Origin of the sequence: Clavibacter sp. VKM Ac-2873 (genome assembly GCF_015351075.1) — a bacterium.
Lineage (GTDB): Bacteria > Actinomycetota > Actinomycetes > Actinomycetales > Microbacteriaceae > Clavibacter.
Map to the genome: position 1 here is coordinate 1,245,729 of NZ_JADKRS010000001.1, position 14,715 is coordinate 1,260,443.

General features: G+C 74.5%; 13 protein-coding genes. 8 read left to right on the forward strand and 5 right to left on the reverse strand.

The features are described 5' to 3' along the window. Positions 1-31: 31 nt before the first annotated feature. Together ITJ44_RS05685 and ITJ44_RS05690 are read left to right on the forward strand one after the other, a co-directional pair. Positions 32-697, forward strand: a complete 666-nt coding sequence (locus tag ITJ44_RS05685) for a YitT family protein (RefSeq protein WP_194633742.1) — start codon at positions 32-34, stop codon at positions 695-697. Between the two features lie 88 nt (positions 698-785). Then, positions 786-2,846 carry an APC family permease gene (locus tag ITJ44_RS05690; RefSeq protein WP_194633743.1) on the forward strand — a complete coding sequence of 687 codons (2,061 nt, stop codon included), beginning with the start codon at positions 786-788 and terminating at the stop codon, positions 2,844-2,846. 247 nt (positions 2,847-3,093) lie between these two features. Here ITJ44_RS05690 and ITJ44_RS05695 read toward each other — a convergent pair whose 3' ends face one another. Further along, a complete protein-coding gene (locus ITJ44_RS05695; RefSeq protein WP_194633744.1) occupies positions 3,094-4,224 on the reverse strand; it encodes an FAD-dependent oxidoreductase in 1,131 nt (376 codons plus the stop codon). A 208-nt stretch (positions 4,225-4,432) separates the two neighbouring features. Here ITJ44_RS05695 and ITJ44_RS05700 point away from each other — a divergent pair, with 208 nt between their 5' ends. Beyond that, entirely contained in the window at positions 4,433-4,642 is a 210-nt protein-coding gene (locus tag ITJ44_RS05700; RefSeq protein WP_012037444.1) for a DUF3073 domain-containing protein, read from the forward strand. Positions 4,643-4,794: 152 nt separating this feature from the next. Here ITJ44_RS05700 and purM read toward each other — a convergent pair whose 3' ends face one another. After that, entirely contained in the window at positions 4,795-5,904 is a 1,110-nt protein-coding gene (gene purM, locus ITJ44_RS05705; protein ID WP_194633745.1) for a phosphoribosylformylglycinamidine cyclo-ligase, read from the reverse strand. Between the two features lie 89 nt (positions 5,905-5,993). On the opposite strand from purM, the gene purF reads away from it, so the two are divergent. Continuing rightward, positions 5,994-7,454 carry an amidophosphoribosyltransferase gene (purF, locus tag ITJ44_RS05710; RefSeq protein ID WP_194633746.1) on the forward strand — a complete coding sequence of 487 codons (1,461 nt, stop codon included), beginning with the start codon at positions 5,994-5,996 and terminating at the stop codon, positions 7,452-7,454. Positions 7,455-7,490: 36 nt separating this feature from the next. Here the strand turns inward: purF and ITJ44_RS05715 are convergent, their stop codons facing one another. Further along, positions 7,491-7,799, reverse strand: a complete 309-nt coding sequence (locus tag ITJ44_RS05715) for a hypothetical protein (RefSeq protein WP_194633747.1) — start codon at positions 7,797-7,799, stop codon at positions 7,491-7,493. 49 nt (positions 7,800-7,848) lie between these two features. After that, a complete protein-coding gene (locus ITJ44_RS05720; RefSeq protein WP_194633748.1) occupies positions 7,849-8,229 on the reverse strand; it encodes a sterol carrier family protein in 381 nt (126 codons plus the stop codon). A 373-nt stretch (positions 8,230-8,602) separates the two neighbouring features. Here ITJ44_RS05720 and purD point away from each other — a divergent pair, with 373 nt between their 5' ends. Both purD and ITJ44_RS05730 read left to right on the forward strand, forming a co-directional pair. Beyond that, complete coding sequence (gene purD, locus ITJ44_RS05725) at positions 8,603-9,853, forward strand: phosphoribosylamine--glycine ligase (RefSeq protein ID WP_194633749.1); 1,251 nt, start codon at positions 8,603-8,605, stop codon at positions 9,851-9,853. Next, a complete protein-coding gene (locus tag ITJ44_RS05730; protein ID WP_194633750.1) occupies positions 9,850-10,770 on the forward strand; it encodes a phosphoribosylaminoimidazolesuccinocarboxamide synthase in 921 nt (306 codons plus the stop codon). The genes purD and ITJ44_RS05730 overlap by 4 nt, the downstream gene beginning before the upstream one ends. A gap of 33 nt (positions 10,771-10,803) precedes the next feature. On the opposite strand, the gene ITJ44_RS05735 is transcribed toward ITJ44_RS05730, so the two are convergent. Next, positions 10,804-11,022, reverse strand: a complete 219-nt coding sequence (locus ITJ44_RS05735; RefSeq protein ID WP_194633751.1) for a hypothetical protein — start codon at positions 11,020-11,022, stop codon at positions 10,804-10,806. A 213-nt stretch (positions 11,023-11,235) separates the two neighbouring features. On the opposite strand from ITJ44_RS05735, the gene ITJ44_RS05740 reads away from it, so the two are divergent. Beyond that, complete coding sequence (locus ITJ44_RS05740) at positions 11,236-13,860, forward strand: PIG-L family deacetylase (RefSeq protein ID WP_370551625.1); 2,625 nt, start codon at positions 11,236-11,238, stop codon at positions 13,858-13,860. Beyond that, a complete protein-coding gene (locus tag ITJ44_RS05745) occupies positions 13,857-14,702 on the forward strand; it encodes a glycosyltransferase (protein WP_194633752.1) in 846 nt (281 codons plus the stop codon). The genes ITJ44_RS05740 and ITJ44_RS05745 overlap by 4 nt, the downstream gene beginning before the upstream one ends. The last annotated feature ends 13 nt before the right edge of the window (positions 14,703-14,715 follow it).

The window sequence follows — 14,715 nt, forward strand, 5'->3', positions numbered from 1 at the left end:
CGCAACCCCCGGACGCGATTGGATCTCCCACATGCTCCGACGCTCAGTCCAGTTCGCCATCGGCATCTTCCTCTACGGCTTCGCCATCGGGATGATGCTCCAGGCCGCCATCGGCGTCTCGCCGTGGGACGTGCTGGCCCAGGGCCTCGCGATCCAGACCGACCTGCCGTTCGGCGTCGTCACCAACATCGTCGGCGCGCTCGTGCTGCTGCTCTGGATCCCCATCCGGCAGCGTCCCGGCTGGGGCACCGTCCTCAACGTCGTCTTCGTCGGCTACAGCGCGCAGGTCGCGCTCGCCGTGGTGCCGGCCGTCGACAGCCTCGGGATCCGCATCCCGCTCTTCGCCGCCGGCCTCGTGCTCCTCGGCCTCGCGACGGGCCTCTACATCGGCGCGCACTTCGGGCCCGGCCCGCGCGACGGCCTCATGACCGGGATCCACCGCCGGACGGGCTGGCCGGTCTGGCGCGTGCGCGTCGGCATCGAGCTGGTCGTGCTCGCGGTCGGCTGGGCGCTCGGCGGGGACGTCGGGGTCGGCACGCTCGCGTTCGCCCTGCTGATCGGGCCCATCGTGCAGCGGACCCTCCCCCTGTTCGACCTGCCCGTGCCCGCCCGGGCACCCCGCCGCCGCACGCGCGGCGCCGCCCCGGACGACCCCGCGGGCCCCGTCCCCACCGGCCCGGTCGCGACGGTCGGGTAGTCCGCGGGGCGACGGGGATCCAGCGGGGTCACGGGGCGCGCCCAGCCCCGTCGCGGCCCGGGCGCGTCGCCATGTATCGTGGCCGCTCGTGACTCCGGACCCCCAGGCTCCCGAGAGCAGTCCCGCCAAGCGGCTGCTCATCGGCGAGAAGCTCGCCAGCGACAAGCTCGAGGGCCAGCTGCTCCCCAAGCACCTCGCGCTCCCCATCTTCGCGAGCGACCCGCTCAGCTCGGTCGCCTACGCGCCCCAGGAGCTGCTCCTCATCCTCACGCTCGGCGGCCTCGCGTTCCTGAGCTTCGCGCCCTGGGTCGCGGCCTGCGTCGTGATCCTGCTGGTCGTCGTGGTGCTCAGCTACCGGCAGCTCATCAAGGCCTACCCGTCGGGCGGCGGCGACTACGAGGTGGCGCACAAGAACCTCGGCGAGAAGGCCGGCCTCGTCGTCGCGTCCGCGCTCCTCGTCGACTACATCCTCACGGTGGCGGTGTCGGTGGCATCGGGCGTCGACAACATCATCAGCGCGGTCCCGGAGATCGCCCCGTTCCGCGTCGAGATCGCGGTCTTCTTCGTGGCGGTCCTCGCGGCCGTGAACCTCCGCGGCGTGCGCGAGTCGAGCAAGGCCTTCGCGGTGCCCACCTACCTCTTCATCGCGAGCGTGGGCCTCATGATCGTGGTGGGCCTCGTCCGCACGGCGCTCGGCGACCCGCCCGTCGCGGAGTCCGCCTCCTACACGGTCGCGACGCCGAGCCTGTCGCAGGTCGCCTTCATCCTCCTGCTGCTGCGCGCGTTCTCGAGCGGCTGCTCCGCGCTCACGGGCGTCGAGGCGATCTCGAACGGCGTGCCCGCGTTCCGGACGCCCAAGGTCAAGAACGCGCAGGCCACCCTCGTGATCATGGGCGGCACGGCCATCGTGCTGTTCGTCGGCCTCACGACGCTCGCGCTCATCGCGCGCGTGCACTACGGCGAGCACCCCTGCGACCTCATCGGCTGGACCGGCTGCGCCACGGAGCCGCAGAAGAGCCTCATGGCGCAGGTCGCGGGCGCCACCTTCGGGAACGGCAGCGTGATGTTCTACCTGCTGCAGGCGACCACCGCCGCGGTGCTCCTCCTCGCGGCCAACACCGCGTTCAACGGGTTCCCGCTGCTCGGCTCCGTGCTCGCCAAGGACGCCTACGCGCCCAAGTCGCTCCTCACGCGCGGCGACCGCCTCGTCTACAGCAACGGCATGCTGCTGCTGGCGCTCGGCGCGACGCTGATCCTCGTCGTCTACCAGGCGAACCTCACGCAGCTCATCCAGCTCTACATCATCGGCGTCTTCGTGTCGTTCACGCTCGGGCAGACCGGCATGGTCGTGCACTGGACCCGCATGCTCCGCGAGGGCTGCGCGAACCGCGGGGAGGTGATCCGCGGCCTCGCCATCAACGCGTTCGGCGCGCTGCTCACCGCGCTCGTGCTCATCGTCGTCACCATCACCAAGTTCACGCACGGCGCGTGGCTCGTCTTCGCGATCATGCCGGTGCTGTTCCTCCTCATGCTCGGCGTGAACCGCTACTACCGCGACGTCGAGAAGGAGATCGAGGTCGACCCGATCACCGTCTTCGGATCCACGGGCGACCACGCGGTCGTGCTCGTCGGCCGCATGCAGAAGCCCGTCCTCAAGGCGCTCGACTACGCGATCGCCGCCGACCACGACAGCATCGAGGCGGTGCACGTCTCCATCGACGACGAGGCGACGAAGCTGCTCGAGCGCCAGTGGATCGAGATGGAGATCGACATGCCGCTGCGCATCGTCGCCTCGCCGTACCGCGACATCAGCTTCCCGCTCATCAAGTACCTGAAGGCACGTCGTGCGGAGCACGGCAGCGAGATCATCACGGTCTACACGCCCGTCTACATCGTCGGGCACTGGTGGGAGACGCTGCTGCACAACCACAAGGCCCGGCGGATCCGCCAGAAGCTGCTGCTCGTGCACGGCGTCACGCTGGCGCTCGTGCCGTGGCTGCTCGACTCGTCGGAGCTCATCTACGGGCGGCGGTCGCGCCCGGTGCCCGGACAGGACCGCCGGGGCGAGCCCGTGCGCCCGGTCTCGCGACGCCCCGGCCCGCCGCCGACCACGCCCGTCAAGCACACGAGCGGACGCCGGACGCCGTAGATCCCATGTCCTCGAAAAGGAGGACACGGCGGTAGAGTCGTTGGTGCACGAACTCTTCCCCCGAGAGGTCGTGCGGGTCGACCGGATGGCCGGGTGCGTCGATGACGCCGCACCCTGCCCCGGTCGGATCACGTCCGGGCCGACCCGTGAGGTCCGGATGGACGTGGGGGTCGCGCCGCGAGTTCCCGCGGACGGCGCCGGCCCCCACGCCCCTCATCCGCGGTGGCCGTCGGGGCGATGCGCCGCCTCAGCCGAGGGCGGCGACGACCTGGCGGGCGACGCGCCGGCCGGCGCGGTTCGCGCCGATCGTCGACGCCTGCGGCCCGTAGCCCGCGAGGAACACCCGCGGATCCCGGGCCGACACCCCGGACTCGACGCGCACGCCGCCCTCCTTCTCCCGGAGGCCGAGCGGCGCGAGGTGCCGGATCTCCGGCCGGAACCCGGTGGCCCAGATCACCGCGTCGACCTGGTCGCGCCCGCCGTCCGCCCAGACGACGCCGTCCTCCTCGAAGCGCGCGATGGGGCCCCGGCTGGCGAGCACCCCGCGCTGGATCCCCGCGACGATGCGCCGCGTGCGCGGCACGCCCGTGCCGCTGACGATGCTCGGGAGCGCCTCCCCCGCGCGCGCCGCCCGGTCCTGCAGATCAACCGCGCGCACGGCCGCCTCGACGTCGAGCTGGCCCGCCTCGAGGAAGTCGACGGGACGCCGCGTGGACCACATGGCGCGCGCGGCCACCCCCTCCAGCTCGAGGAGGAAGCCGATGGCGGAGGTGCCGCCGCCCACGACGAGCACGCGGAGCCCGCGGAGATCCGCCGCCGCGCGGTAGCCGGACGTGTGCAGCTGGCGGCCGCGGAACGTCGCGAGACCGGGGTACGAGGGGATGAAGGGCGCGCCCCACGTGCCGGTGGCGTTGACGACGAGCCGGGCGACCCGGTCGCCGTCGGTGGCGCGCACGAGGAGCGGACGCGCGGAGTCCGACGGATGCGCCGCGCGACGGCGCCCCGCGACGGGCGGCGGCACGTCCGCGTCGACCACGGCACGCACCTCCGCCGGGCGGGCGACCCGCAGGTCGAAGTGCTGCTCGTAGCGGGCGTAGTGGTCACGGACGACGTCGCGGGCCGGCAGGCGACGGTCGGCCGTCGCGAACGAGATGCCGAGCTCGGACATGCCGGGGAGGTCGGCCACGCGATGCGCGGATCCCAAGCGGAGCGCCGCCCACCGGTGCTGCCATGCGCCGCCCGTCGTCGGACCGCGGTCGAGCACGACGGCGTCGGCGCCCATGCGGAGGCCGAGCCGCTGCAGGTGGTACGCGACGGAGAGACCCGCTTGTCCGGCACCGATGACCACGACCTGGGTCTCTGCCGGTTCGGAGCTCATGGGACGACCAGGCTAGCGCCCGCTCCCCGGTGCATGGCCGCCCAGCGACGAGGTCGTACGATGCGCCTGCGCGCTCCCGCACGGGGAGGACACGCCCGGGACGACGAGGGCCACATGTTAGGGTAGCCCCTAGGTTTTCTCCAATCCCTGTCCGCTGCATCCAGCGTTGTCACCGCCCGTCGGGGCCTGAGTCGTGAGGGGGTCTCGCATGGGGCGCGGCCGTCAAAAAGCTAAGCACACCAAGATCGCGCGAGAGCTGAAGTCGTTCAGTCCCAATGTGGACTACACGCAGCTGGAGCGCGAGCTGACCACCCACGGGGCGGTCGACGAGCAGTACGCGGCCGAGGCCGCCAAGTGGGACGAGTACGCCGACGAGCCGGACGCCTACGTCCCGGGCGACGAGCAGAAGCGCGCGTGATCCCCCATCCGGCCCCGGCCGGATGAGCATCGGACCCGCCTCCTCGCGAGGCGGGTCCGCTCATGTGCGCCCGCATCCGCGTGCGTCGGACGCGCCCGACGCCGACTCGCGAGGGCCGGACGCACGAAGGCCGTCGCGCGGCGCGACGCGGATCAGTCGCGGTAGCGCCCGGTGAGGCGCACGGCCCCGCCGTCGACGCCCTTGGCGCCCTGCTCGAACCCGGCGCCCGCCGGGGCGTCGCCGATCGTCACGCGGCCGGCCTCCCAGGTGGAGATCCCCGCGGCGGTGAGGGCGCGCGCGATGCCGTCGGCCGCGGCCGCGTCCACCACGACGATCATGCCGATGCCGAGGTTCCAGGTGCCCTCCGCGCTCTCGAGCGTCGAGCCCGCGATGCCGGCGAGCGCGCGGAAGACCGCGGGCGGCGACCACGTGGAGCGCTCGAGCTCGCTGAAGGACCCGCGGGGCAGCACGCGCGCGAGGTTCGCGGCGATGCCGCCGCCCGTGACGTGGCTGATGGCGTGCACGCCGGCGCCGAGCGCCGGCTGCGCGAGCACGTCGAGCAGCGGCGTCGTGTAGAGGCGCGTCGGCTCGAGGAGGACCTCGCCGACCAGACCGCCGAGCTCGGCCGACGTGTCGCCGAAGCCGATCCCGGCGACGCTGAGGATGTGGCGCACGAGCGAGAAGCCGTTGCTGTGCAGGCCGCTCGAGGCGAGCGCCAGCACCACGTCGCCGTCGCGCACGCGCTCGGATCCGAGCACGGCATCGGCCTCGACCGCGCCCACCGCGGCGCCGGCGACGTCGTAGTCGTCCGGCCCGAGGAGCCCCGGGTGCTCCGCGGTCTCCCCGCCGACGAGGGCGGTGCCGGTGTCGGAGCAGGCCCGGGCGATGCCGGCGACGATGTCGGCGATGCGCGCGGGCACGACCTTGCCGCACGCGATGTAGTCGGTCATGAAGAGGGGGCGCGCGCCGACCACGACGATGTCGTCGACGACCATGCCGACGAGGTCCTGGCCGATGGTGTCGTGCTTGTCGATCGCCTGCGCGATGGCGACCTTGGTGCCGACGCCGTCCGTGGAGGTCGCGAGGAGCGGGTGGCGGAAGCGGGTGAGCGCGCTCGCGTCGAACAGCCCCGCGAATCCGCCGAAGCCGCCGATGACCTCGGGGCCGTGCGTGCGGGACACGGCCTCCTTCATCAGCTGGACCGCGAGATCGCCGGCCTCCGTGTCGACGCCGGCCTCTGCATACGAGCTCTTGGTGGTCACGCGTACAGGGTAGCGGCCGGGCGCGTCGCTCCCGTGTGGGACACTGGCCTCTCCCCCACCTCTTCTACTCTTCAGGAGTCAGCCGAAGCATGTGCGGCATCGTCGGCGTCGTATCGTCCGAACCCGTCAACCAACTCGTCTACGACAGCCTCCTGCTCCTGCAGCACCGCGGTCAGGACTCCACCGGCATCGCCACCGCCGAGGGCAACACCTTCCACGTGAAGAAGCTCAGCGGCCAGGTCCGCGAGGCCTTCCGCACCCGCGACATGCGATCGCTCCTCGGCACCATGGGCCTCGGCCACGTGCGCTACGCGACCCGCGGCAGCGCGGCCGACGAGGACGAGGCGCAGCCGTTCTACGTGAACGCGCCCTACGGCATCGTGCTGGTGCACAACGGCAACCTCACGAACACGCGGGAGCTGGCGCAGGAGCTCTTCCACGTGGATCGCCGCCACACCAACACCAGCTCGGACACCGAGCTGCTCGTCAACGTGCTGGCGCACGAGCTGCAGTCGCAGGTCTCGGGCCTCGCGCTCGACCCCGACCAGGTGTTCACCGCGGTCGAGCGGGTGCACGAGCGCGTGCAGGGCTCCTACGCGTCCATCGCGATGATCGCCGGCCACGGCATGCTCGCGTTCCGCGACCCGTTCGGCATCCGCCCGCTCACCCTCGGCCGCCGCGAGCTCCAGGGCGGCCGGATGGAGTGGGTCGTCGCGAGCGAGTCGCTCGTCATGGAGTCGCTCGGCTACGAGATCGTGCGCGACGTCGCGCCCGGCGAGGCCGTCTTCATCACGATGGACGGCGAGATGCACGCGCGCCAGTGCCACCCGGCGCCGCGCCTCATCCCGTGCGCGTTCGAGTTCGTCTACCTCGCGCGGCCCGACTCCGTCATGTCCGGCATCGGCGTCTACGACGCGCGCCTGCGCATGGGCAACCGGCTCGCGGCGACCATCGCGGAGCACAGCCCCGCGGGCGACATCGACGTGGTCATGCCCATCCCCGACTCGTCCCGGCCGTCGGCCATGCAGGTCGCGCAGACGCTCGGCATCGAGTACCGCGAGGGCTTCTACAAGAACCGCTACGTCGGCCGGACCTTCATCATGCCGGGCCAGGCGCAGCGCAAGAAGTCGGTGCGGCAGAAGCTCAACGCCATGAGCTCGGAGTTCCAGGGCAAGAACATCCTCATCGTCGACGACTCCATCGTGCGCGGCACGACGAGCCGCGAGATCGTGACCATGGCCCGCCAGGCCGGCGCGAACAAGGTGACGTTCACCTCCGCCGCCCCGCCCGTGCGCTACCCGCACGTGTACGGGATCAACATGCCGTCGCGGCAGGAGCTCATCGCGCACGGGCGGAAGATCCCGGAGATCGCCCAGGAGCTCGGGGCCGACCACCTCATCTACCAGGAGGTCGCCGACATGCGCGACGCCATCATGGAGGGGTCGACGGGCGTCGAGGACCTCGAGATGAGCTGCTTCACGGGCGAGTACATCACCGGCAACGTGACGCCGGAGTACCTGTCCTGGCTGGAGCGCACGCAGCTCAGCTGATCGGCGCGTCGGGGCGGCCGGCGGGCGGGCGCGGGATCAGGCGCCCGGCTCGCCCCGCTCGCGCTCGGCCGTGAGGACGCGGGATCGGCGGGATGCCGCGCGGTCGAGCACCAGCGCGAGCAACGCGGCGAGCCCCCCGAAGAGGACGACCGCGAACAGCGCGAGGAACGCGAGCACCTGAGCCTCGGAGAACTCCGGGTTCGGCGGGAACGTCAGCGTGAGGACCATGGCCACGATGATCCCGAGGACGGCGCCGACGCCCATGAATCGGAAGTAGCGGGGGGACCGCCGCACGAGGACCTCGGTGCGGCGCGCGTCGTCGGGCTGGGGTCGGGCGTCGGTCATGGGTCCATCATCCCCCGCGCCGCGGACGCGGGACGAACCGCGGCGGCGCTCAGCGGTCGGCCGGCAGCTCCCACGGCACCGGGAGGAGACCCCGCAGGTCGGCCCGGAGCCCGGACGCGCGGACGGCGCCCGCCTCGACGCCCGCGTCCCAGGTGGTGCCGCCCGTGGCGAGCGCGATCCACGTGGCGGGGTCGGTCTCGATGACGTTGGGGGGCGTGCCGCGCGTGTGGCCGGGGCCCTCGATGCACTGGACGGCGCCGAAAGGCGGGACGCGCACCTCGACGGTGCCGCCGGGCGCGAGATCCGCCAGCGACTGCAGCAGGAAGCGCACGGCCGTGGCCCGCGTCTCCCGGTCGGCGTCGGCGCCCCGGGCGAGCGCCGCCCGCACGGCGGGCTGTCCGACGGTGGGGTGGATGCGCGCCTTGGCCATCGTCCCAGGATGCCAGAGGCGTGGTGGGGCAACCCGTCGGGGGCGCCGCGTCCCTCCTACTGGGGCGTCGCGACGGGTCCGTGCTTTGGGGGACATCCATTACCGTGTATGGAAGTGCCCCGCGGTGAGACGACCCGCTCGGCACGGCTGGACGCCCTCCCTCCCGTCGCCTCCCCCGGCGCCGGGAGGGCAGGGACGATGCGCCCGCCGGCGGACCCGAAGAACGCCGGAGAGGGCAGGGAGCCGACCCGTGCCGTACCCGCGGCGGGTCGGCCTCCCACCCTCCGCTCACCGCCCGGAGCGCGGCATCGGCGCACCCGCCGTCGCCCCCAGGGGCCCGGTCCGGCGGGGTCGGCGTCGATAGGGTGGGGGCGTGAAGATCCTGGTACTCGGTTCCGGTGCGCGCGAGCACGCCATCGTCACGGCCCTGCTCCGGGAGGACGCGGATCACGAGATCGTGGCGGCGCCCGGCAACGCCGGCATCGCGCGCGTCGTGCCCGTCGTGAAGATGGACATCGACGACCCCGCCGTCGTCGCGGAGCACGCGCTCGCGGAGGGCGTCGAGCTGGTCGTGGTGGGGCCGGAGGCGCCGCTGGTCGCCGGGGTCGCCGACGCGCTGCGCACGCGCGGCATCCCGGTCTTCGGGCCGGGCCGCGCGGCCGCCGCGCTCGAGGGATCCAAGACCTTCGCCAAGCGCATCATGGAGGAGGCGGGCGTGCCCACGGGCCGCGCCGCCCAGGCCGGCACCCTCGACGAGGTCGAGGCCGCGCTCGACGAGTACGGAGCCCCCTACGTCATCAAGGCCGACGGCCTCGCGGCGGGCAAGGGCGTGCTGGTCACGGCCGACCGCACGCTGGCCCTCGAGCACGCCCGGCACTACCTCGGCCAGGGCACCGTCCTCGTCGAGGAGTTCCTCGCCGGGCAGGAGGTGTCCCTCTTCCTCCTCTCCGACGGGCACGACGTCCTCCCCCTCTCCCCCGCGCAGGACTACAAGCGGCTGGGCGACGGCGACGCGGGGCCGAACACGGGCGGCATGGGCGCGTACTCGCCGCTGCCGTGGCTGCCGGCCGGCTTCGTCGACGAGGTCATCGACACGATCGCGCTGCCCACCGTGCGGAAGCTCGCGGAGGAGCAGACGCCCTTCATCGGGCTGCTCTACTGCGGGCTCATCCTCACCGCGGACGGCATCCGGGTCATCGAGTTCAACGCGCGCTTCGGGGATCCGGAGACGCAGGTCGTGCTGCCCCGCCTCGTCACCCCGCTCTCGCGGCTGCTGCTCGCGGCGGCGTCCGGCGAGCTGGCCGGCGTCGCGCGCCCGGAGTTCTCCGACGACGTCGCGGTCACCGTGGTCGTCGCGAGCGAGGGCTACCCGGAGGCGCCGCGCACCGGTCGCGTCATCCAGGGCGTCGAGGAGGCGGAGGGCGTCCCGGGCGTGAGCATCGCGCACGCCGCCACCGCCGAGTCCGAGGACGGGCTCGTCGCCACCGGCGGGCGCGTGCTCAGCGTCGTCGCGACGGGGCCCTCGTTCGAGGAGGCGCGGTCGCGCGTCTACGAGGCCGTCGGGCGGTTGTCGCTCGACGGGTCGCAGCACCGCACCGACATCGCCGCGCAGGTGATCCGATGAGCGCCGGGACGCCCGCGGGCCACGCCGCCGACTGGGACCTGCCGGGCTGGGAGCACGCGTACTCGGGCAAAGTCCGCGAGCTGTTCAGCCCCGCCGTCGACGACACGGAGGAGCGCGCGCTCGAGGGCGAGCCGCACGTGCTCGTCGTCGCGACCGACCGCGTGAGCGCCTACGACTTCGCGCTCGAGCCGGGGATCCCCGGCAAGGGCGAGCTCCTCACGCAGCTCAGCCTCTGGTGGTTCGACCGGCTCGACGTGCCGAACCACCTCGTCGACGGCGACACCCTCGACCGCATCGGCATCCCCGCGCAGGTGCGGGGCCGCTCCATGCTCTGCCGCGTGCTCGAGATGCTGCCCATCGAGTGCGTCGTGCGCGGCTACCTCGCGGGATCCGGCTGGGAGGAGTACCGGCGGCACGGGACCGTGTGCGGCATCCCGCTGCCGGCCGGCCTCGCGCAGGGCGATCGCCTCCCCGAGCCCATCTACACGCCCGCCTGGAAGGCCCCGCAGGGCGAGCACGACGAGAACATCACCTTCGCACGCACCGAGGAGCTCGTCGGGCACGAGGAGGCGGCGCGCCTCCGCGACCTGTCCCTGGACGTGTACCGCCGCGCGTCGGCCATCGCCGAGGAGCGCGGCGTGATCCTCGCGGACACCAAGTTCGAGTTCGGCATCGACCCGCGCACGGGCATCACGACGCTGGCGGACGAGGTGCTCACGAGCGACTCGTCGCGCTACTGGGACGCCGAGGCGTACGCGACCGGCAACCGGACGGACAGCTTCGACAAGCAGATCGTGCGCGACTGGCTGGCGGCGAACTGGGATCGCACCGGGACCCCGCCCGTGCTGCCGCAGGAGATCGTGGAGCGGACGGCGGAGCGCTACCGGGAGCTCATCGCGCGGCTCACCGGGCGGTAGGCGGGTGGGCGCTCGACGCCCCGGCCGATCCGCCTAGAGGTGGTCGTAGCCGCGGACGACGCGGTCGATGGCCACCTCGGCCACCTCGCGGGCGTCCGCGTCGGGCAGCTCGTCGAGGGCCCCCTCGATGTCCTGGCCGCCCATGCGCAGGACGGCGAGGCGCTCGAACTCCTCGACCGCCTCGGGCGTGGGCTGCTCGGCCGGGCCCTCGGTCGCGGGCTCGTGGGCGTGCGGGTCGGCGTGCTGGTCCATGGTGGTCCCCTCTGTCGTGCGCGGGCGGTGCGGATCACGCTCCAGCCCTGACGCCAGGGTCCCACACCCGCGTGGCCGGGGGATCCGAGGCGGCCAGCCTGCCACATCCGCCCGGGGCGTCGCCGACCCGACAGCCGGCCGCCGGCGCTTGTAGGTTCGAAGGACGACCGGGCCCCGCCCGGCCGGTCCCTCGACGATTTGGCGCCCCACCCCGTGACATCCGGTCCCCTGCCCGCATCCGCATCCGCCCCCGACGCGCACGAACCGCCGCGCGTCCGCTTCGCGTCCGGCGCGGTGCCGCCGGGCGACGACGCCCCCGGGCCCGCCGTCGTGCTCGTGCGCCGGGCGCTCGCGGCGACGCCCCCGGGATCGGGCTGGACGACGGAGCGGGCGCTGGAGCTCGCCGTCGCGCTCGGAGAGCAGGGGGCCCGGCCGGGCGCGGGCGGCACGGCGGACCTCTGGGAGGCGCTCGCGACCCTCGCCGCGGCCGACCTGGGCATCGCCCGGACGGTCGAGCCGCACCTCGACGCGCTCGCGATCCTCGACCAGGAGCGCGACGCCGCGGGCGACGGCTCCGGCTCCGGCTCCGGCGACGCGCGGACGGACGACTCCGCCGAGGGCTCCGCGCGGAGGACGTGGGGCGTGTTCGCGGCCGAGGGCGGCGGGGATCCGCTGACGGCCGCGGCGGACGCCGGCGGATCCGACGCCGTGCTGCTGTCCGGCACGAAGCCCTGGTGCTCGCTCGCCGGGTCGCTGACGCATGCGCTCATCACCGCCGCCATCGACGACGGCTCGCGCGGCCTCTTCGCGGTGGACCTCCGGCACCCGGGCGTCGAGGTGGTGCCCGGCGCCTGGGTCGCCCGCGGGCTGGTGGAGGTCCCGAGCGGGCCGCTCCGCATGCGCGACGTGCCGGCCCGACGCGTGGGCGCGCCCGGCTGGTACCTCGAGCGGCCCGGGTTCCACTGGGGCGGGATCCAGGTCGCCGCCTGCTGGTACGGCGGCGCGGTCGGGCTGGCGCGCACGCTGCTGCGGGCGGCGTCCCGCGAGGGCGCCGATCGCCTGCTGCTCATGCACCTCGGCGCGGTCGACGCGGCGCTCGACGGGGCGCGCGCGTCCCTCGCGGAGGCGGCCTCGCTGGTCGACGGCGGGCGAGCCTCGGGGGATGCGGGGCGCCTGCTCGCGAAGCGCGTGCGCGCCGTCGTCGCCCGGGCGGTGGACGAGACGCTGACGCACGTCGCGCACGCGCTCGGGCCGGCCCCGCTCGCGCAGGACGCGGATCACGCCAAGCGCGTGGCCGACCTCGGGCTGTACGTGCGGCAGCACCACGCCGAGCGCGACGACGCCTCGCTGGGTGGGGCGCTCGCGGAGACGGCGCGGCGGCAGGCGGAGGACGCGGACGCCCCGGCGCCGACCGCCCCGGCGTCCGCTGCCTCGACGGAGCCCGCTGCGGTGACCTCGACGGGCGTCGCGTTCGACGCCCGCCAGCCCGGCACGGACGCGGACGCGTGGGACGCGGATCCGCGCTGGGACGCGCTCCCCGCGCCCGACCTCACCGGGATCAGCGCGCTCCTCGTCGTCTCCGCCCACGCCGACGACGAGTCGATCGGCGCCGCGGGCCTCATGTCCACCGCGGCCGCCCGCGGTGTGCCGGTGACGCTCGCGATCGTGACGGACGGCGCCGCATCGCACCCCGGATCCCCCACGCGCACGCCCGACGAGCTCGTCGCCGTCCGCCGGGTCGAGGCCCGCGCGGCCCTCGACGCGGTCGCGCCCGACGCCCGGCTCGTGCTCCTCGGCCACCCCGACGGCGGCATCCGCGAGCGCCGCGACGCGGTGCGCGACGACCTCGCCGCGCTCCTCGCCGACGTCGCGCCGGGCACGTGGGTCGCGGCTCCCTGGCGCGGCGACGGGCACCGCGACCACCGCGTCACGGGCGAGGTCGTCGCCGAGCTGGTCGGCGCGCTGCCGGCCGAGCGCGGGATCCGGCTCGTCGAGTACCCGGTCTGGATGTGGCACTGGGCGACCCCCGACGACGCGCGCGTGCCGTGGGCCGCGATGCGCTCCCTGCCGCTCGACGCGGGGGCGCGGGAGGCCAAGCGCGCCGCGATCCGGGCGCACGCCAGCCAGGTGGATCCGCTCTCCGACGCCCCCGAGGACCGCGCGGTGCTGCAGCCCGGCTTCCTCCAGCACGTCGACCGCGACCGGGAGGTGCTGATCGTCGGCGACGATGCGCCCGCGTCGCCCACCGCCGCCGCGCGCTTCGACGCCGCCTACGCCCGCGCGGAGGATCCGTGGCGCGTCCAGACCCGCTGGTACGAGCGCCGCAAGCGCCTCGCCACCCTCGCGGCCCTGCCCGACGAGCGCTACGGGCGCGCGCTCGAGATCGGCTGCTCCATCGGCGTGACGACGGCGGGCCTCGCCGAGCGCGCGGACGAGCTGTTGGCCGTGGACGTCGCGCCGACCGCGGTGGAGCGGGCCCGTGCGCGCCTCGCCGACGCGCCGCACGTGCGCCTCGAGGTGCGCGACGTCGGTGCCGACTGGCCGGCCGGCGCCTTCGACCTCGTCGTGATGAGCGAGGTCGGCTACTACCTGGACGACGCCGCGTTCGACCGCGTGCTCGCCGCCCTGCCCGACGCCCTCGGCGCCGCGGGCACCCTGGTCGCGTGCCACTGGCGGCACCCGGAGGGCGACTTCCAGCGCACGGGCGACGAGGTGCACGCGCGGCTCGCCGCCGTCCCCGGGCTGCACGTGCTGATGCGGCACGAGGAGGACGACTTCCTCCTCGAGGTGCTGTCGGCGGATCCGCGGTCGGTCGCGACCCGGACGGGTCTGCGGTGACGGGCGGTTCGGCCGCGGCGGTCGGGGTCGAGCCGACGCTGCGGATCCGCGCCGTCACGGTCGTCATCCCGGCGCGCGACGAGGAGGAGCTGGTCGGCCGCTGCCTCGCGTCCGTGGAGGTCGCCGCGTCCCGGGCGCGCGCGGCCGGGGTGCGCGTGCGCGTGATCCTCGTGGCCGACGACTGCCGGGACCGCACCGCGGAGGTGGCGCGCGCCGCGGGCGTCGAGGTCATCGAGAGCGCGGCCGGGCGCGTGGGCGCCGCGCGCGCCCAGGGGGTCGACGCGGCGCGCGCCGGCTGGGAGGGCGACGACGCCGAGCACTGGATCGCGTGCACCGACGCCGACTCCGCGGTGCCGCCCGCGTGGATCACGAGCCAGCTCGAGCTCGCGGACGCGGGGGCCGACGTGGTCGTCGGCACGGTCCGCCCCGAGCTCGACGCCTTGAGCCCCGCGCAGGTCGCGGCCTGGCGCGCCACGCGGGTGCCCGGCCACGCCAACGGGCACGTGCACGGCGCGAACCTCGGCGTGCGCGCGGACGCCTACGTCGCGGCCGGCGGCTTCCCGGCCGTCGCGGAGCACGAGGACGTCGACCTGGTGGGCCGGCTCCGGGCGCTCGACGCGCGGATCACGGCATCGGCGGACGGCGAGGTGCTCACGTCGAGCCGCCGCGAGGGGCGCACGCCCGGCGGGTACGCGGGGTACCTGCACGTGTCGCTGCTGGAGCGGGCGCGCGAGCGGGAGCAGGCGCGCGGACAGGAGCAGGCGCGCGGACAGGATCGCCGGAGCGGGCTCCCGCGCGAGCGCGCGGCGGGCTGCGACAGCCCCTGCGTCTCGGCGGGCTGACCCGGCGCCCGTC